The 17,870-nt window shown below is 73.1% G+C and carries 17 protein-coding genes; 10 read left to right on the forward strand and 7 right to left on the reverse strand.

Annotated elements, in window-relative coordinates:
- Positions 1-767: dihydrolipoamide acetyltransferase family protein (locus tag MHW47_RS18855; protein ID WP_239224767.1), on the forward strand; the 767-nt coding region annotated here is incomplete at its 5' end.
- 93 nt (positions 768-860) lie between these two features.
- Here MHW47_RS18855 and MHW47_RS18860 read toward each other — a convergent pair.
- Positions 861-2,468: a serine/threonine-protein kinase gene (locus tag MHW47_RS18860; RefSeq protein WP_239224768.1), complete on the reverse strand. Its 1,608-nt coding sequence runs from the start codon at positions 2,466-2,468 to the stop codon at positions 861-863.
- A gap of 162 nt (positions 2,469-2,630) precedes the next feature.
- On the opposite strand from MHW47_RS18860, the gene MHW47_RS18865 reads away from it, so the two are divergent.
- The gene (locus MHW47_RS18865; protein WP_239224770.1) at positions 2,631-3,176 is read left to right on the forward strand and encodes a hypothetical protein; all 546 of its coding nucleotides are present in this window, start codon (positions 2,631-2,633) and stop codon (positions 3,174-3,176) included.
- Between the two features lie 350 nt (positions 3,177-3,526).
- On the opposite strand, the gene eno is transcribed toward MHW47_RS18865, so the two are convergent.
- Positions 3,527-4,807 carry a phosphopyruvate hydratase gene (eno, locus tag MHW47_RS18870; protein WP_239224771.1) on the reverse strand — a complete coding sequence of 427 codons (1,281 nt, stop codon included), beginning with the start codon at positions 4,805-4,807 and terminating at the stop codon, positions 3,527-3,529.
- A 219-nt stretch (positions 4,808-5,026) separates the two neighbouring features.
- Here eno and MHW47_RS18875 point away from each other — a divergent pair, with 219 nt between their 5' ends.
- A complete protein-coding gene (locus MHW47_RS18875) occupies positions 5,027-5,449 on the forward strand; it encodes a MarR family winged helix-turn-helix transcriptional regulator (RefSeq protein WP_239224773.1) in 423 nt (140 codons plus the stop codon).
- A 41-nt stretch (positions 5,450-5,490) separates the two neighbouring features.
- Here the strand turns inward: MHW47_RS18875 and MHW47_RS18880 are convergent, their stop codons facing one another.
- Positions 5,491-6,039 (reverse strand): DUF1062 domain-containing protein, encoded by a 549-nt coding sequence (locus tag MHW47_RS18880; protein WP_239224774.1) that lies wholly within the window; start codon positions 6,037-6,039, stop codon positions 5,491-5,493.
- A 318-nt stretch (positions 6,040-6,357) separates the two neighbouring features.
- Here MHW47_RS18880 and MHW47_RS18885 point away from each other — a divergent pair, with 318 nt between their 5' ends.
- Positions 6,358-7,656: a PQQ-binding-like beta-propeller repeat protein gene (locus MHW47_RS18885; RefSeq protein ID WP_239224775.1), complete on the forward strand. Its 1,299-nt coding sequence runs from the start codon at positions 6,358-6,360 to the stop codon at positions 7,654-7,656.
- Positions 7,657-7,713: 57 nt separating this feature from the next.
- Here the strand turns inward: MHW47_RS18885 and MHW47_RS18890 are convergent, their stop codons facing one another.
- Positions 7,714-8,613: a D-alanyl-D-alanine carboxypeptidase family protein gene (locus MHW47_RS18890; protein ID WP_239224777.1), complete on the reverse strand. Its 900-nt coding sequence runs from the start codon at positions 8,611-8,613 to the stop codon at positions 7,714-7,716.
- 279 nt (positions 8,614-8,892) lie between these two features.
- Between MHW47_RS18890 and MHW47_RS18895 the strand changes: the two genes are divergently transcribed.
- From MHW47_RS18895 to MHW47_RS18910, 4 genes are all read left to right on the forward strand, one after another.
- Positions 8,893-9,213: a hypothetical protein gene (locus MHW47_RS18895; RefSeq protein ID WP_239224778.1), complete on the forward strand. Its 321-nt coding sequence runs from the start codon at positions 8,893-8,895 to the stop codon at positions 9,211-9,213.
- A gap of 23 nt (positions 9,214-9,236) precedes the next feature.
- Entirely contained in the window at positions 9,237-9,737 is a 501-nt protein-coding gene (locus MHW47_RS18900; RefSeq protein ID WP_239224780.1) for a GNAT family N-acetyltransferase, read from the forward strand.
- Positions 9,738-9,800: 63 nt separating this feature from the next.
- Positions 9,801-10,508 (forward strand): GntR family transcriptional regulator, encoded by a 708-nt coding sequence (locus MHW47_RS18905; protein ID WP_239224781.1) that lies wholly within the window; start codon positions 9,801-9,803, stop codon positions 10,506-10,508.
- A complete protein-coding gene (locus tag MHW47_RS18910; RefSeq protein WP_239224783.1) occupies positions 10,505-11,815 on the forward strand; it encodes a nitrate/nitrite transporter in 1,311 nt (436 codons plus the stop codon). The genes MHW47_RS18905 and MHW47_RS18910 overlap by 4 nt, the downstream gene beginning before the upstream one ends.
- A gap of 80 nt (positions 11,816-11,895) precedes the next feature.
- Here the strand turns inward: MHW47_RS18910 and MHW47_RS18915 are convergent, their stop codons facing one another.
- A complete protein-coding gene (locus MHW47_RS18915; protein WP_239224785.1) occupies positions 11,896-12,720 on the reverse strand; it encodes a maleylpyruvate isomerase family mycothiol-dependent enzyme in 825 nt (274 codons plus the stop codon).
- A 178-nt stretch (positions 12,721-12,898) separates the two neighbouring features.
- Here MHW47_RS18915 and MHW47_RS18920 point away from each other — a divergent pair, with 178 nt between their 5' ends.
- Complete coding sequence (locus tag MHW47_RS18920) at positions 12,899-13,684, forward strand: carbon-nitrogen family hydrolase (protein WP_239224787.1); 786 nt, start codon at positions 12,899-12,901, stop codon at positions 13,682-13,684.
- Positions 13,685-13,732: 48 nt separating this feature from the next.
- Here MHW47_RS18920 and MHW47_RS18925 read toward each other — a convergent pair whose 3' ends face one another.
- Positions 13,733-14,224, reverse strand: a complete 492-nt coding sequence (locus MHW47_RS18925; protein ID WP_239224788.1) for an LURP-one-related/scramblase family protein — start codon at positions 14,222-14,224, stop codon at positions 13,733-13,735.
- Between the two features lie 64 nt (positions 14,225-14,288).
- On the opposite strand from MHW47_RS18925, the gene MHW47_RS18930 reads away from it, so the two are divergent.
- Complete coding sequence (locus MHW47_RS18930) at positions 14,289-16,112, forward strand: NHL domain-containing thioredoxin family protein (protein WP_239224789.1); 1,824 nt, start codon at positions 14,289-14,291, stop codon at positions 16,110-16,112.
- Here MHW47_RS18930 and MHW47_RS18935 read toward each other — a convergent pair.
- Positions 16,098-17,870: tetratricopeptide repeat protein (locus MHW47_RS18935; protein WP_239224790.1), on the reverse strand; the 1,773-nt coding region annotated here is incomplete at its 5' end. The genes MHW47_RS18930 and MHW47_RS18935 overlap by 15 nt on opposite strands.

Consider the following 17,870-nt stretch of genomic DNA (forward strand, 5'->3'; position numbering starts at 1 on the left):
CGGCCCCGGAGCCCGCGGCGGAACCGGTGGCTCCGGTCGCGGCGGCGCCCGCGGCGGAGGCCGGTGCCCGCGAGACGCGCATCCCGGTCAAGGGCGTGCGCAAGGCCATCGCACAGGCGATGGTCGGCAGCGCGTTCACCGCCCCGCACGTCACCGAGTTCGTGACCGTGGACGTCACGCGCACGATGAAGCTGGTCGCGGAGCTGAAGGAGGACAAGGACATGGCGGGGGTGCGGGTCAACCCGCTCCTCATCATCGCCAAGGCCCTCCTGGTCGCGATCAAGCGCAACCCCGGGGTCAACGCGGTCTGGGACGAGGCGAACCAGGAGATCGTCCAGAAGCACTACGTCAACCTGGGCATCGCCGCCGCCACGCCGCGTGGCCTGATCGTGCCGAACATCAAGGACGCCCACGACCAGACGCTGCCGCAGCTGGCCGCGTCCCTGGGCGAGCTGGTCGCCACGGCCCGGGACGGCAAGACGTCCCCGGCCGCGATGGCGGGCGGCACGGTGACCATCACCAACGTCGGCGTCTTCGGCGTGGACACCGGTACGCCGATCCTGAACCCGGGCGAGTCCGCGATCCTCGCGGTGGGCGCGATCAAGCTCCAGCCGTGGGTCCACAAGGGCAAGGTGAAGCCGCGTCAGGTCACCACTCTGGCGCTGTCGTTCGACCACCGGCTGATCGACGGCGAGCTGGGCTCGAAGTTCCTGGCGGACATCGCCGCGATCCTGGAGCAGCCGAAGCGGCTGATCACCTGGGCGTAAGTCGTCACGAGGGCTCGCGCGAGGTCGGCGCGGGCCCTTCGCCGTGCCCGGGGGCCGGTGGGCCGGACGGGCCGGGGCGGCGGGTTGTCCGGGTCAGCCGGTCTGCCACAGGGTGCCGAGCGAGACGACCGGGCCGCCGGCGCTGAACTGGAGGACGTTCTCGCCCCGGTCGCCCTTGTAGCCCATTCTCTGCAGGCTCACCCTCAGCTCCCCCGTGCACCTGCCGCTGTTGTCGGAGGTCGTCGGGGTGCCCTTGAGGTGGGCGTACGCGCCGTCGGACTCCATGCGGTCGAGCGTCAGCCGGTACTGGCAGGTGGCGGACCCCTCCTCGTCGTCGATGTCGGCGACGAGCGTGCCCACCTCGTTGCCCTCGTTGCCCGCGGTGAGTTCGAGGCGGTTGTCGTAGCCCGTCTTCGCGTCGTTCCAGCGCCCGATGAAGGCTTCGGGGAGCGGGGCGGGCTCACCGTGCTGCGTCATGATCCACGTGGTGAAGACGGACGCGAGCAGGACGCAGGCGCCCGCGCCGAGCCACAGCCCCGGCTTCCTGGACGGTCCGCCCGGCGGCTCCTCCGGTACGGGCGGCGCCGGCGGCTTCCGGGAGGCGAGCACCGCCGTGCGTACGGCCGTTCTGGCCGCCGCCGGTGTGTCCGGCGGCACGGGACGCAGGGGCGCGCGCACGGTGACGGCCTCGGGCGCGTGGACCGGCGGAGCGGGCGCCGGAACCGTGACCGCCTCGGGCGGGCGCACCGAGGGCGGTGCGGGCGGCGCAGGTGCGGGGGCCGCGGGGCCGGATTCCAGCTGGAGCAGTTCGACGGCGCGGCGGCCGATGGCGTCGGCGACCTCCGGGGGCAGCCAGAGCGGGGACGGCGACGGCTCGCCGTCCAGCAGCCGTACGACCTCGGGGAGCGTGGGACGGGCGGCGGGGTCCTTGGCGAGGCAGGCCGCGATCAGCTCCCGCACCGAGTCCGGCGCGACCTCGTCGAGTTCCGGTTCGGTGTGCACGACGCGGTAGAGCAGCTGGGCGGTGCCGGTGCCGGGAAACGGGAGCCGGCCCGCCGCCGCGTAGGCGAGGAGGGCGCCGAGCGAGAAGACGTCGGTGGCGGAGCTGACGGCCGTCTCGCCGGTGACCTGCTCGGGCGCCATGAAGCCGGGCGAGCCGACGACGACCCCGGTGGTGGTGAGGTGGGTGGCGGACTCGGCGGCGCGGGTGATGCCGAAGTCGATCAGGTGCGGCCCGTCGAGGGCGAGCAGCACGTTGGACGGTTTGACGTCCCGGTGCACGAGGCCCTGGGCGTGGACGGCGCCGAGTGCTTCGGCGAGGCCGGACCCCAGGGCGCGTACGGTCCGTTCGGGCAGGGGGCCGTGTTCCTGCACGACGTCCGCGAGGTCGCTGCCGGCCACGTACCCGGTCGCCACCCACGGGACTTCGGCCTCCGGTTCGGCCGCCAGCACGGGCGCGGTGCGGTTGCCGCCCGCCTCGCCGCTGACCAGCCGGGCCGCCGACACCTCGCTGGCGAACCGGGCCCGGAACCGCTGGTCGGCCGCCAGGTGCCGGTGCACCACCTTCACGGCGACGAGCCGTCCGCCGGGGCTCCGGCCGAGATAGACCCGGCCCATCCCGCCGGTCCCGAGGATCCCCAGCAGCCGGTACGACCCTATGTCGACCGGGTCGTCCGCTCCCAGCGCCTCCCATGCCGCCATGTCCACACCTCTCACGTACGCACCGGATGCGTCGTACCGCGCTGTGCCAGTCAGCTTATGGGCAGGGGGAGTTGAGCGGGATCTTTCCGTACGGAGACGGGCCCCGGGCTACTCTGGACGCACGGGGCACTACTCACCGCAGTCAACATAGGGAGAAACGCCGTGCCTTCGACCTGCGACCCCCAGTACGCGCCCGCCGGTGACGTGAGCGCCGCCCTGCTGCTGATGGACTCCCGGCTCAAGAGCATCTACAGCGACCGCGAGGGCGGCCCGGACGACGAACAGCGGATGCTCGTCAAGAACTTCATGGCGTCCATGGGCCCCGGCGGAGCCTATGAGCTGGTGGACGGCACCTGCACGATCATCTACATGCTCATGACGTGGCTGCGCGAGGCCCACGAGGCCCACGACAAGGACGTCCTCGAATACGTGGTGCCCGGCTTCGTCGAGGCGATGAGCCGGATGACGCGGAGCGTGGCCCCCGAGGTCATCCCCACGATGGTCGGCATGGTCGTCGCCGCCGGTACGGGCCTGAGCCCCAACCTCTGGCGCATGCAGTACGGCAACTGGACCGAGGCGGAGATGGCCCCCCTGGAGGTCACCGCGTTCCTGCTCGCCGAGCAGATCAACCGCATCACGGACGACCGGGAGTTCGCGGTCCGCATGCTCGCCGACGCCCTGACCCTCGCGGAGGAGGAGCAGGACTGACGCCGCCCGGCCGGGGGCGGCTCAGTGGCCTCCGCCGCGGTTGTCGTCCTTCCGGCCCCCGGTGAACGCGGAGACGATCCAGACGAGCAGGAGGACGAGGAAGACGACGACGATGACGGTCGGCAGCGCACTCACGATCTGGTCCCCTCACGGACGCGTGGTTCGGCAGCCGCCAACTCCCGCCGGTTCCGGTGGGGTTGGGGCGCCCGGAGTCTACGGGTGCCTTCCGGGCCCCACCAGGCCGCGCACCGGTCCTTCACCCTTGCCCCACCCCGGCGCACGATTCGCGCACGGGTGGGGCAGGGATGCGCCGGGCGGGAGGGGGCGGGGGCGGTCGTGCGCCGTGGCGGTCAGCGGGCGCGCAGGGCCTCCGTGCCCGCGTACCGGGCGGACGCGCCCAGCTCCTCCTCGATGCGGATCAGCTGGTTGTACTTGGCCGTGCGGTCCGAGCGGGACAGCGAGCCCGTCTTGATCTGGCCGCAGCCCGTGGCGACCGCCAGGTCCGCGATGGTGGTGTCCTCGGTCTCGCCCGAGCGGTGCGACATGACGGCCGTGTAGCCCGCCCGGTGCGCGGTGGCGACCGTGGTCATCGCCTCCGTCAGGGTGCCGATCTGGTTGACCTTCACCAGGACCGAGTTGGCGACCCCGGTCGCGATGCCCTCGCGCAGCAGCGCGTTGTTGGTGCAGAACACGTCGTCACCGGTGAGCTGGCAGCGGTCGCCGACGCGGGCGGTCAGCTCGCGCCAGCCCGCCAGGTCGTCCTCCGCCATCGCGTCCTCGACCGACACGACCGGGTAGCCGTCGATCAGCTTCACCAGGTAGTCCGCGTGTTCCGCGGGGGTGCGGCGTACGCCCTCGCCCGCGTAGTCGTACACGCCGTCCCGGAAGAACTCCGACGTCGCCGGGTCCATGACGAGTCCGATGTCCGTGCCCGGCCGGTACCCGGCGCGTTCGACCGCCGCGACGACGAAGTCCAGCGCCTCCTCCGCCGTACGCAGCGCGGGTGCGAAGCCGCCCTCGTCGCCCACGCCCGTGGAGTGGCCGGCGGCGAGCAGGTCGCGGCGCAGGGTGTGGAAGACCTCCGAGCCCATCCGGACGGCCTCGGCGAAGGTGGGCGCGCCGATGGGGGCGATCATGAACTCCTGGAAGTCCAGCGGATTGTCCGCGTGCGCGCCCCCGTTGACGATGTTCATCATCGGGACGGGCAGCAGCCGGGCGTCCGACCCGCCCAGGTACCGGTACAGCGGCAGGCGGTGGGCCGCCGCCGCGGCCTTGGCGGCAGCCAGGGAGACGCCCAGGATCGCGTTGGCGCCCAGCCGGGACTTCGTGGCCGTGCCGTCCGCCGCGACGAGCGCCTCGTCCAGCCCGGCCTGGTCCTCCGCCTCCCGGCCGACGACGGCCGCGGCCAGTTCGGTGCCGACGTGGCGCACGGCCCGGTCGACGCCCTTGCCGTGCCAGCGGGCCGGGTCGCCGTCGCGCAGTTCCACGGCCTCGCGGGCTCCGGTGGACGCCCCGGAGGGGACCGCGGCCCGGCCCAGCGAGCCGTCGGCGAGGCGTACGTCCACCTCGACGGTCGGGTTGCCCCTGCTGTCCAGGACGCGGCGGCCGGTGACGGAGGTGATGGCGGTCATGGGAGTGGTCCTTCCCGTTGGCGCGTGCCGCGGTTCGGCTGCGACGACGGTGGCGCGGAACCCGGCTGCGCTCGACTGTACAGCAATGCTGTTCAGTTTGGCTGAGTAGCTGTGCTGAACAGTTCTGCTGTGCAGTTGCTTCCGGGAGGGGTGCCGGGCAGGCCGGCCGTACGGTGTCGCCGCGCGGTTCCGCCCCGGAACCCCGCGTTAAAGTTCGGTATGCCCCTCCCGGAATCCGCCGCCATCGCCGCCGAGCTGCGCACAGCGATGGGCAAGCTCACCCGCCGCGTGAAGCTTGAGGACCAGATGCCGCTCGGTCAGGTGGCCGTCCTCGGCGAGCTGGACCGCAACGGCGCCCTGACCACCAGCGAACTCGCCGCCGCCCAGCGGGTGCGGCCGCAGTCGATGGCGCGCGCCGTCGGGCTGCTCATGGACCAGGGGCTGATCACCCGGCGTGCCCACCCCACGGACGGCCGCAAGAGTCTCGTCGAGCTGTCGGACGCCGGGCGCGCGCTCCTGGAGGAGGAGCGGGAGCGGCGGGCCGACTGGCTGGCCCGCGCGATCGACGCGGAACTGAGCCCCGAGGAGCGCGCGTTGCTGTTCCGCGCGATCACCCTCGTAGGAAGGCTCGCGGCGCACTGAAGGGCTTCGCGCGGCGGGGGCGCCCCCGCCGCGCGACCCCCTCAGCGCTTCAGCAGGAAGCCGAAGTCGCTCGACGTCCGGCCGGTCAGCCGCGTCGGGGAGACGAGTTGCCCCTCGGCGAGCAGGCGTTCCGCCTCGGCGCGGGAGAAGCCGAAGCCGTCCGCGACGAGCCGGAGCGGCCGGACGGTGATCCGCGCCCCGAACCGCACCGACACGTCGAGGACCGCCCGCTCCGGCGGGACGGCGTCGCCGGTGTCCAGGCGCCAGGCGCCCGTCCAGTCCAGGGCGATGTGGTTGCGGCGCAGCAGGACGCCGTCCTGGAGGAGTTCGGCCGCCAGGGCCGGATCGTTGGCGTGCATCCGGTCCAGCAGTGCGGGCCGCACCGAGCGGACGTGGGCCCGCTCCAGCACGGTGATCTTCGTGGTGACCCCGCACCCCGTGCAGAGTGCGAGGAGCCAGGCGTCGAGCAGCTTGTGGTGCGCGTTGACACGGAACTTGCCGTGCGGGCGGAAGCTGCCGGACGCACAGGCGTGGCAGCGGCGCAGGACGAGGGGCAGGCGGGTGGGCACGACGGCCCAGCGGATGAGCACAGGAGTACACCGGTTCCGGGTGAGAAGTCCGCAGCAGGAAGCAGCGCGGCGCACAGGTGCGACGCGCGACAGATCAGCAGTGGGGAGGTCTCACGCGATGTACAACGGACGCCCTTTCCGGGGACGGCAGAGACAGCGGGCGCGCCGGGAAGGCCGGGCCCGGCGGGCACCGTAGCGGGCGGACGTGACGCCGTTCCACCGGATTTCCGGCGGCTCCGCGGACCGCTGCCGGGACGCCGCGACCGGCAACGCGCCCGGGCGCTAGGGTCTTTGTGATCGCGAAGGCGGCGAAGGGCCGCACGAGGTGTGGGGGGAACGATGAGGGGGAAGGGCGGGGTGCGCCGATGGGCCGCCGCCGCGGCCGCGGTCGCATTGGCGGCCGGTGCGCTGACGGCCTGCGGGGACGGTGGCGGCGGTGCGGCCGGGGCGAAGGCGTCCGGGAAGACCGGGGGCGCGGAGGCCGGGAGCGCGGGTGCCGGGGGCGCGGGTGACGGTGCCGGGAAGCAGCCCGGACGCCGCTCGTTCGACCCGCCCGTGCAGTTCGGCGGCGACGCGGTGGACCTGCCGGGCGCCGGGCAGCCGAGCACGGCGAGCGGGCAGGCCCTGCGCCCCGCCGTGACGCTGGTGGACGGTGTGGCGTACATCGGCGGCCAGAGCGGGATCATGGCGCTCGACACCCGTACGGGCAGGTCCCGGTGGCAGGCGGATACGGAGAACGAGGCCGACCGGGGCGGCTTCGGGACCAAGCGGATGCCGCCCCTGGTCGCGGCGGACGGCAGGACGGTGTACGCCGCCTGGAACCGGCGGACGGCGGCCGAGGGCACCGCGCCGAGCCGGTCCGTGGTCGAGGTCATGGCCGTCGACACGGCCACCGGGAAGAAGACCTGGTCGGCCGAGATCCCGGCCGACCCCAGCTCCACCGGGCTCGCCGCCCGCCCCATCGGCGCCGACGAGAACCTGGCACCGCAGGTCGTCGGGGTGGACGCCGGCACCGCGATCGTGACCGCGGCCGACACCACGTACGCCCTCGACCCCGCCTCCGGCGACCTCCGCTGGAAGCGGGCCGACTACCGGGCGGTGAACCTCGCGGACGGGGTCGTGGCCGGCGGCGAGCGGACCGGCTACCAGCAGGGCCGGCTGCTGGGCCTCGACGCGGGGACGGGCAAGGAGCGGTGGACCGTCGCGGACGCGCGGGAGCCCGCGAACGCCTCGCCCGCGCTGCTGAGCGCGGACCGCGGCGAGAACACGATCGTCGTGGACGCGGCCGGCGGCAAGAACCGCGTGCTCCTCGAAGGCCACGGCTGGCGGTGCCTGCACGACGCCCGGTCCCTGGTCGCCTGCTCCCGGGACCGCGAGCCGGGGTCGGACCACGCGATCGTGGTGTTCGAGGCCGCCACGTTCCGGCAGAAGTGGACGCTGCCGGACCACTCCGGGCGTTCGGTGCCCCGGATGACCGGCTTCTGGCACGGCGCCCTGTACGGGGACCTGAGCGGCTCGCCGGTCGTCCTGGACGGGGTCACGGGCAAGGACCGGGAGACCGAGCCGTACCTCGCGCCGGTCGAGATCGACCGCTACGGCGGCGTGGAGGGCACCCGGTACCGCCCGGCCACGCGCTGAGGAACGTACGGGCCCCGCACGCGATCGTGTGCGGGGCCCGTACGGCTCGGATACCGGTTACTTCTTGAAGCCGTAGTCCATCAGCTTCTTCGCGTCCGCCGTGCGGTTCGCCTCGGACGACGACGTCAGGACCGTGCCGATGACGGTCTTGCCGTTGCGGGTCGCGGCGAAGACCAGGCAGTACTTGGCCGCCGGGCCGGAGCCCGTCTTCACGCCGATCGCACCGCTGTACGAGCCGAGGAGCTTGTTGGTGTTGGTCCACGACATGTAGCGGTAGCCGCCGTTCTTCGTCGTGACCTTCTGCTTCGTCGACTTCGTCTTCACGACCGTGCGGAACGTGGAGTACTTCATCGCGCTGCTCGCGAGCTTCGTCAGGTCGCGCGGCGTCGAGTAGTTGGACCCGTTGCCTATGCCGTCGAACGAGTCGAAGTGGGTGTTCTTCAGGCCCAGCGACTTGGCGGTGCTGTTCATCTTGCCGATGAACGACTTCACGCGCGCCGCGCGGGTCTTGCCGGAGCCGAACTTGTCGGCCAGCGCGTAGGCCGCGTCGCAGCCCGAGGGCAGCATGAGGCCGTAGAGCAGCTGACGGACGGTGACCTTGTCGCCCACGATCAGGCGCGCCGAGGACGCGCCCTTGGAGACGATGTAGTCGCTGTACGCCTTCTGGATCGTGACCTTGGAGTCCAGGTTCAGGCCCTTCTGGGCCAGCACCACGCGCGCGGTCATGATCTTCGTCGTCGAACCGGTGGAGCGGCGGGTGTCCGCGGCCTTCGTGAACAGCGTCTTGCCGGTGCCGTTGTTCATCACGAAGCCGCCCTTGGCGACGATCGACGGCGCCTTCGGCGCGGCGGCCTGTGCCGTGGAGGCGAGGGCGCCGCCGGCGATGAGGGCGCCCGTCGTGAGGGCCACCGTCGCGGTCGCGGACGCGCGCCTTATGCCCTTAATGCCGAGTTTCAAGATAAACGCTCCAAATGCCCCTGGAATGCGGCCACATGAGGTGCCGCTGCGCTGATAAGACGAATGACCGCCCCCCTTGGTTGTGGTCCACGAGGGGGTGATTTTTTACGACATCCGGGGGCCGCCCCACGGCCCGTGGTGTGCGTGGGGCGCTGACGTGCCGTGGCCAGGGGCTACCATCGGCGTCACATCCGAGCCCCCGTCGGCACGGGGGCCGGCGGGCGGCCCGGTGTACCTCGGCGACAGGTGCGCCGAGCGCCCCGGAGGCCGGAGGTAACCGTGGACGATGTCGTGCGTGCGCAGGAGTCCGTCAGGGCATACGGCGAGCTCCTCGCCCTCGCCGAGCGCCTGGAGGCGTTGCGGCAGTTGGGGGAGGACGGGGTCGAGGCGCATACGACGGCCGCGCTGCACGCGGTCCGGTTCGCCGCGACGATCCTGTGGCGGACCGTGCCGGACGTGCCGGCGCCGTCCCACGACCAGGACGACGAGCGCCTGCTCGAACTCGCCGCGCAGTGGCGCGAGGCGGCGCTGGGCATCGGCGACTTCGCCCCGCAGCGCCCGACGCTGCGGCTGGTGGAAAACGACGGGCCCTCCGCGTAGGAGCTGGGATAGCGTCCCGCTCCATGACCCCCTCCCTGCGCAGCGAACGCCTGGTCCTCGAACCGTACGTACGGGCCGACGAGGAGGACTTCGTCGCCCTCTTCATGGACACCCGGGTCTCGCGCTGGATGGGCGACGGCCCCGAGCCCGAGGAGAGCTGCCGCGCCCTCTTCTCGCGCGTCTTCACGCACGTGTACGAGCCGGGCGCCTTCGACGTCTGGGCCGTGCGCCGGGACGGCCGGATGATCGGCCACGCGGAGATCAAGCCGTCGAAGGAGGTCGAGGGCCATGAGCTGATCTACGCCCTCGCGCACGAGGCGTGGGGTCAGGGCCTCGGCACCGAACTCGCCCGCAGGATCGTCGCCTACGGGTTCGAGACGCTGGACCTCGACCGGGTGTACGCGACGGTGGCGGAGCCGAACGCGGCCTCGCTGGCCGCCCTGCGGAAGGTCGGCTTCCGTCACGTCCGCGACATCGCCGAGGAGGACGGCGGCACGACGCTCCTGCTGGCCTGCGAGCGGTAGGGCCGCTGCCCGCATCGTGGACCGGGGCGGCGGTTGCGTACATGTTGTATCTATGCTGTGTGCATGCCTGCCCCCGCCCCCGCCGCACACCCCGCGCCCCCGGCCCCCTCCGGCCCCGCCACCCCGCCCGCCAAGCGTCCGCCGGCCGCCGAGCGCGTCTACGCGCACGTCAAGGACGCCGTGCTGGCCCGCCGCTACGAGGGCGGCACGCTGCTGACCGAAGGCGGCCTCGCCGAGGCGGTGGGGGTGTCGCGGACACCGGTGCGCGAGGCGCTGCTGCGCCTGGAGGTCGAGGGGCTGATCAAGCTCTATCCGAAGAAGGGTGCCCTGGTGCTCGCCGTCTCCGCCCAGGAGATCGCGGACGTGGTGGAGACCCGGCTGCTGGTCGAGGAGTTCGCGGCGCGCAAGGCCGTGCCCGCGCCCCCGCAGCTCGTCGCCCGCCTCGAAGCACTCCTGGAGGAGCAGCGACGCCACTCCGAGGCCGGTGACCTGGCCACCGTCTCCGTGAAGGACCGCTGCTTCCACGCCGAGATCGTCCGGCACGCGGGCAACCAGATCCTGTCCCGCCTCTACGACCAGCTGCGCGACCGCCAGCTGCGGATGGGCGTCGCCGTCATGGAGGCCCACCCGGACCGGATCGCCGCCAACATCGCGGAGCACGCCGAGCTGCTGGAGGCGATCCGGGCCGGTGACGCCGAGGACGCGGCCCGGGTCGTGCGCCGCCACGTCGGCCGGGTCAAGGCGCTGGTCATGGGCGGTGAGGACCGTTGAGTTCCGCCGCCGCGCCCACGCTGCCCCTGCCCGGTGACCCGCCGGGCGGCCGGCGCGCCGCCTGGGTCTGGGGCATCGGCGTCGCCGTCTACTTCGTCGCCATCATCTTCCGCACGAGCCTCGGCGTCGCCGGGCTCGACGCCGCCGACCGGTTCGGCGTCAACGCCTCGGCGCTCTCCACCTTCTCCATCCTCCAGCTGCTCGTCTACGCGGGCATGCAGATACCCGTCGGCCTGATGGTCGACCGGCTCGGCACCAAGCGGGTCCTCACCCTCGGGGCCGTCCTGTTCACCCTCGGCCAGCTCGGCTTCGCGCTCTCCCCCTCGTACGGCACGGCGCTCGCCTCGCGCGCGCTGCTGGGCTGCGGCGACGCGATGACGTTCATCAGCGTGCTGCGGCTGGGATCGCGCTGGTTCCCGGCCCGGCGCGGACCGCTGATCGGCCAGGTCGCGGCCCTGTTCGGGATGGCGGGCAACCTCGTCTCGACGCTGGTCATCGCCCGCGCCCTGCACGACTTCGGCTGGACCGCCACCTTCGTCGGCAGCTCGCTGGCCGGGGTCGTGGTCCTGGTGCTGCTCCTGCTCTTCCTGAAGGACCACCCCGAGGGGTACGAGCCGCCGCCCGTGCGGCACGCGGGCTGGGCGTTCGTACGCAAGCAGATCGCGGCCGCCTGGCGGGAGCCCGGCACCCGGCTCGGCATGTGGGTGCACTTCACGACGCAGTTCCCGGCCATGGTGTTCCTGCTGCTGTGGGGCATGCCGTTCCTGGTCGAGGACCAGGGCCTGGACCGGGGGACCGCCGGTGAGCTGCTGACGCTCGTGGTGCTGTCCAACATGGCGCTCGGCCTCGTCTACGGGCAGGTCATCGCCCGCCACCACGCGGCGCGCGTCCCGCTGGCCCTGGGCACGGTCGGCACCACGGCCGCGCTGTGGGCGGCGACGATCCTCCACCCCGGCGCCCACGCGCCGATGTGGCTGCTGATCGTCCTGTGCACGGTCCTCGGGGCCTGCGGACCGGCCTCGATGATCGGCTTCGACTTCTCCCGGCCGGCCAACCCGCCGGAGCGCCAGGGCACCGCGTCCGGCATCGTCAACATGGGCGGCTTCATCGCCTCGATGACCACGCTGCTGGCCGTGGGCGTGCTGCTGGACGCGACCGGTGACGACTACCGGGTGGCGTTCTCCTCCGTCTTCGTCCTGGAGGCCCTGGGCGTCACGCAGATCCTGCGGCTGCGGCGGAAGGCCGCCCGCCGCGAGCGCGAGACCCACGTGATCAGCCGCGTGGAGGCGGTGCACGTCCCCGTGTGAGACCGGTACGGCCCGGAAACGGCGGCGCGCCCGTCCCCCTCGTGGGGGCGGGCGCCGCTGGTGCCGGGGCCGTGTCCGGGTTACGGGGTGACGGCGAAGTGCTGGAGGATCGCGTCGGCCAGCTCCTGGTCGCCCTCGGTCTTGATCCGGTCCGCGACGGCGGCGGGCCGTACCCGGCCGCAGGCCAGCCGGACGTACGTCTCCCAGTCCATGGCCAGCGTGGCGACCGGCCCGAGCGAGGGGGCGACATCCAGCGAACCGCGTCCCTCGGCGTCCACCCGTACCGTCCGCAGGAACTCCAGCTCCCCGTGCACGTCCAGCACGACCGCCGAGTTGGCCGGTGCCCCGGCGCTCTTGGCCACCACCTTCGGCAGCCCGAGCAGCAGCACGTCGCGGGCGACCAGGGCACCGGGGGAGTCCAGGTTGCCGGGGCGGCCCAGGGCCGTCCGCAGGTCCTGCTCGTGCACCCAGACGTCGAACGCGCGCATCCGCAGCGCCGTTTCGAGGGTCTGCTCCGTCCCCAGCGGGGCCCGCACCATGGTCTCCGGGTCACGCGTCTCGTTGCGCAGCTGCCGGGCCCGGCGAATGATCGTGTACTCCAGCTCGGAGGTCATCTCCGGCGCGGTGTGGTGGCGCCGGACGTCCACCTGCATCTCCATGTAGCGGGCGAAGTCGCTCTGCACATGGAAGAGGTCGCGCGGCAGGGTGTGGATCGGACGCGGGTCGCCGAGCTGCTCGCACTCCATGCCGATGATGTGCGAGACGATGTCGCGCACGGACCAGTTGGGGCAGGGCGTGCGGCCGTTCCACTCGCCCTCGGTGAGCGGGCCCACCAGCTCGGCTATCGACTCGATGGAGTGGGTCCAGGCGTCGGCGTAGGTCTGAAGGCTGGGATGGACGGTCACGTGACCCCTCGTGCGGTTCTGCGGTGCATGGGCAACTGGGCGCGGGCGGTCGGGCTGCGGGCTGCGGGCGGCGATTGGGTTCGATGGCTAAGTTACGCTGCGAGCAGGCACCCCGGCAGTGCTTTCGTGTGACGATCGTAGGCCGTATCGACGGCTCGAATGCCAGGACGGTGGTAGTGTGCGCGCCTCCCTCATCCAGATCGCAGTAGACCCGGACGAATCCGTCGATTCCCGCAGGCGGCGCGCCGCCTCACTGGTCGTCGGGCAGCGGGGCGCGGACCTCGTGGTGCTCCCGGAACTGTGGCCGGTCGGCGCCTTCTCCTACACGGCGTTCGAGGACGAGGCGGAACCCCTGACCGGGCCGACGCACCAGGTGATGGCGGAGGCCGCCGCCGAGGCCGGGGTCTGGCTGCACGCGGGCTCCATCGTGGAGCGGGCGGACGACGGCACCCTCTACAACACCGCGCTCGTCTTCTCCCCCGAGGGCGAACGGGTCGCCGCCTACCGCAAGATCCACCGCTTCGGCTTCGACCGGGGCGAGGCCGTGATGATGGGCGCCGGCGCGGAACTGGTGACCGTCGCCCTGCCGACGACCACGCTCGGCCTGGCCACCTGCTACGACCTGCGCTTCCCCGAGCTGTTCCGGGGTCTGATCGACGCCGGGGCCGAAACGCTGGTCGTCGCCGCCGGCTGGCCGGAGCGCCGCCGCGCCCACTGGACCCTGCTCGCGCAGGCCCGTGCCGTCGAGAACCAGGCGTACGTCCTGGCCGTCGGCTGCGCCGGCACCCACGCGGAGGTCCCGCAGGCCGGGCACTCCCTGGTCGTGGACCCCTGGGGCGAGGTGCTCGCGGAGGCGGGGGCGGGCGAGGAGGTGCTGACCGTGGAGTTCGACGCGGCCAAGGTCGCCACCACCCGGGAGCAGTTCCCCGCGCTCAAGGACCGGCGCCTGGGGCCGACCGGCTAGGTCCTGCGTTTCACGTGAAACACGGGCCGTTCGGCGTACGCCGTGCGGTCAGTCCTCGCGCTCCTTGTCCGCGAGGACGATCACGCAGACCGCCACCGCGATCAGCAGCGCCGCGTCTGCGTCCTCCCGGACGATGTCGATGCCGTAGGTGTCGCGGACGGTGAGCCAGCGGCGGGAGACCTGGGCCAGCAGCTCGCCGTCGTACTCCACGGCGAACTCGCGGTCCAGGATCTTGCCGCTGACGTCCAGCTCGGTGCCGTCCACCAGCGTCACGCGGTAGTGGTTGCGGAGCAGGGACAGCCGCTTGCGCTTGATCGTGGCCAACTGCTCGCCGTCGCGTGCGATCAGCATCGTGTCGCGCAGGCTGAGGAGCTTCTGGCGGATCTCGACGACGACGCGGCCCTGTACGTCCTTCAGCTCGAAGGTGTCGCGCACCCGCATGGCCTTGCCGTCGACCAGGAAGACCTTGCGGCCGTCCGCGTCCTCGATCCAGTAGTCGTCACCGATGCCGAGGAGGCGTTCGCGCACAAGAAGTCTCATGGCATCCAGGTTCCCCGACCCACCGGCGGAATGCGGGGAGGCCACGGTGATGTTGACTGGTGCCATGGCAACACGTGCGCGCGTCAGGGCCCCCGAACTCATCGGCAAGGGCGGCTGGCTCAATACAGGCGACCAGCAGTACACCCTCGCCGACCTGCGGGGACGCATCGTCATCCTGGATTTCTGGACCTTCTGCTGTGTGAACTGCCTGCATGTTCTCGACGAGCTGCGGGAGCTGGAGGAGAAGCACCGCGACACCGTCGTGATCATCGGCGTGCACTCGCCGAAGTTCGTCCACGAGGCCGAGCACCAGGCCGTGGTGGACGCGGTGGAGCGGTACGAGGTCCACCACCCGGTGCTCGACGACCCCGAGCTGGCGACCTGGAAGCAGTACGCCGTACGCGCCTGGCCCACCCTCGTCGTCATCGACCCCGAGGGCTATGTCGTCGCCCAGCACGCCGGCGAGGGGCACGCCCACGCCCTGGAGAAGCTGGTCGAGGAGCTGGAGGCGGAGCACGGCGCGAAGGGCACCCTGCGCCGCGGGGACGGGCCGTACGTGGCACCGGAGCCGGTCGCCACGCATCTGCGGTTCCCCGGCAAGGCGCTGCTCCTCGCGGACGGCGGCTTCCTCGTCTCCGACACGACCCGCCACCGGCTGGTCGAGCTGGACCCGGACGGCGAGACCGTGCGCCGGTCCTTCGGGACGGGCGAACGCGGCTTCGCCGACGGCGGGCCGGAGCAGGTCCGCTTCAGCGAACCCCAGGGCCTCGCCCTGCTGCCCGACGGGCGGATCGCGGTCGCCGACACGGTCAACCACGCCCTGCGCGCACTCGACCTCACGACCGGCGTGACGACCACCCTCGCCGGCACCGGCCGCCAGTGGTGGCAGGGGGCGGCCACCAGCGGCCCGGCCCGCGAGACCGACCTCTCCTCGCCGTGGGACGTCGCCTGGTTCGACGGCCGGCTCTGGATCGCCATGGCCGGTGTCCACCAGCTGTGGACCTACGACCCCGAGGACGGCACCGTCCGCGTCGCGGCCGGGACCACCAACGAGGGCCTGGTCGACGGGCCCGGCGCGGAGGCGTGGTTCGCCCAGCCGTCCGGGCTGGCGGCGACCGAGGACCGGCTGTGGGTCGCGGACTCGGAGACGTCCGCCGTGCGCTGGGTCGACCGCGAGGGCGCCGTGCAAACCGCCGTGGGCACCGGCCTCTTCGACTTCGGCCACCGGGACGGGGACGCCGGACAGGCCCTCCTCCAGCACCCGCTGGGCGTCACCGCCCTGCCGGACGGCTCCGTCGCCGTCTGCGACACCTACAACCACGCCCTGCGCCGCTACGACCCGGCGACCGGGGAGGTGACCACCCTCGCCACGGACCTGCGGGAGCCCAGCGGGGCGGTCCTGGTGGACGGCGATCTCGTCGTCGTGGAGTCCGCCCGGCACCGGCTGACCCGGCTGCGGCTGCCCGAGGAGGCGGTACGCGTCGCCGAGCAGGCCCACCGCACCCAGCGGGCGGCCACCGAGGTCGCGCCCGGCGCGCTCCGGCTCGACATCGTCTTCCAGGCGCCCGCCGGGCAGAAGCTGGACACCCGGTACGGACCCTCGACCCGGCTGCTGGTCTCCTCCACCCCGCCGGAACTGCTGGCCGCGGGCGACGGTGCCGGCACCGACCTCTTCCGCGACCTCGTCCTCGCGGACGGCGTCACCGAGGGCGTTCTCCACGTCTCCGCGATGGCCGCGTCCTGCGACGACGACCCGGCGAACGAGTACCCGGCCTGCCACGTCCACCAGCAGGACTGGGGCGTCCCGGTCCGCGTCACGCCCGGCGGGGCCGCCCGGCTGCCGCTGGTGCTGGCCGGCATGGACGAGGAGGGGTCAGGCGTCGGCTGACAGACGGCGCGCCGCCTCGTCGCGGCGCCGCACGTAGTCCGGGCTCGCCGTGACGCGCAGCAGCGCCTCCAGGGCCCGGACCGCGCCCTCGTCGTAGCCCGTGCGCTCCGCCTCCGCCGCGGCCTCGTCCAGGAGGCGGATGCCCTCCTCCTCCGCGCCGAGGGCGAGGTGCGCCTCCCCGCTGACGGACAGCAGCAGCACCCGGCGGGCGGCTTCCTCCTCCTCGGGGCCCAGGTCGAACGCGGACCGGGCGGAGTCCAGGGCGTCCTGCGGGCGGCCCGCCGTGAGCTGCATCCGGGCCAGGTGCTGGAGGGCGAGCATCTCCGTGTGGGCGTCGGGCTCCTCCCGGGCCAGCTCCAGGGCCCGCTCGCAGCCCTCCATCGCCAGTTCGAGGTCCCCCTGCTCGGCCTGCACGATCGCCAGGTTGACCAGCGCGGTCGCCTCGCCGAGCCGGTCCCCGCACTGCCGGGCGAGACCGGGTGACGGATCGAGCATGGCGACGGCCTCACCGGTCCTGCCCTCCTCCGTCAGCACCCAGCCGAGCAGATTGCGGACCCGCGATTCGGCGTACGGGTCCTTGAGCGCGAGGGCCGCCGCGAGAGCCAGCTCCAGCATCGGCGTCCAGCCGTCCCGGACCCGCCACACCATGTGCGGCCACTGGAGCAGGATGATCCGCCACGCCCGGTCGTCGAGCCCGGCGGCCCGGGCGGCCGAGGCGGCCAGCGCCAGGTCCTCGCGCTCGGCGGCCAGCCAGCGCATGGCCGCCGGCCGGTCGGTGAAGTCCCGGATCGCGGCCGGGGCGCGGTAGTCGTCGGGCAGCACGAAGCAGGGCTCGCCGCCCGGTTCGGCCGTGTCGGCGGCGGCGAGCGCGGTGGCGATGTAGTGGTCCAGCACCCCCTGGAGCGCGTACGGACCGGCCTCCGGGTCGAGCCCGCGCGCGTACAGCCGGACGAGGTCGTGCAGTATCCAGCGGCCGGGGCCGGCCTCCGTGACCAGATGGGCGGCGGCGAGCCGTTCCAGCGCGGCCCCGGCGGTGACCGGGTCGCTGCCGGCGAGCGCGGCGGCGGTGTACGGGTCGAAGTGGCTGCCCGGGTGGTGGCCGAGCCGGCTGAGGTGGTGCACGGCGTCCGCCGGGAGCTGCTGCACGGTGAGCCGGAGCGCGGCGGAGACGCCGGTGTCCTCCACGTCCAGGTACGACAGCCGGCTCCGCTCGTCCGCGAGCTCGTCGGCCATGGCGGCCAGCGTCCACTGCGGCCGGCCGGCCAGCCGGGCCGCCGTCACCCGCAGGGCGAGGGGCAGTCCGCCGCACAGCTCGGCGAGCCGCCCTGCCGCCACCGGTTCGGCCAGAACCCGTTCCTCGCCGAGGACCCCGGCGAGCAGCGCGGTGCCGTCCGGCGGCTCCAGCACGTCCAGCGGGACGGGGACGGCGGCGTCCGAGGCGATGAGCCCTTCCAGTCGACGCCGGCTGGTCACCAGCGTGACGCAGTCCGCCCCGCCCGGCAGCAGCGGCCTGACCTGCGCGGAGTCGCGGGCGTTGTCGAGCACGACGAGCAGGCTGAGCCGGTCGGTCAGCGACCGGAACAGGGCGGCCGCGCCGGCCGCGGACTCCGGCACCCGGCGGGGCGCCACCCCCAGCGCGAGCAGGAACTCCCGCAGCACCTCCAGCGGGGTCGGCTCGGCGGCGTCCCCGAAGCCCCGCAGATCCGCGAACAGCCGGCCGTCCGGGAAGGCGGCGGGGGACCGGCGCGCCCAGTGCAG

The sequence above is a fragment of the Streptomyces sp. OfavH-34-F genome (assembly GCF_022347745.1).
GTDB lineage: Bacteria > Actinomycetota > Actinomycetes > Streptomycetales > Streptomycetaceae > Streptomyces.

Coding starts and splice junctions, on each gene's coding strand:
- MHW47_RS18860 (WP_239224768.1), bottom strand. CDS start 2,468: ATGGCGGCATGGGAGGCGCTGGGAGCGGACGACCCGGTCGACATAGGG.
- eno (WP_239224771.1), bottom strand. CDS start 4,807: ATGACCGCCATCACCTCCGTCACCGGCCGCCGCGTCCTGGACAGCAGG.
- MHW47_RS18875 (WP_239224773.1), top strand. CDS start 5,027: ATGCCCCTCCCGGAATCCGCCGCCATCGCCGCCGAGCTGCGCACAGCG.
- MHW47_RS18885 (WP_239224775.1), top strand. CDS start 6,358: ATGAGGGGGAAGGGCGGGGTGCGCCGATGGGCCGCCGCCGCGGCCGCG.
- MHW47_RS18900 (WP_239224780.1), top strand. CDS start 9,237: ATGACCCCCTCCCTGCGCAGCGAACGCCTGGTCCTCGAACCGTACGTA.
- MHW47_RS18905 (WP_239224781.1), top strand. CDS start 9,801: ATGCCTGCCCCCGCCCCCGCCGCACACCCCGCGCCCCCGGCCCCCTCC.
- MHW47_RS18925 (WP_239224788.1), bottom strand. CDS start 14,224: ATGAGACTTCTTGTGCGCGAACGCCTCCTCGGCATCGGTGACGACTAC.
- MHW47_RS18930 (WP_239224789.1), top strand. CDS start 14,289: ATGGCAACACGTGCGCGCGTCAGGGCCCCCGAACTCATCGGCAAGGGC.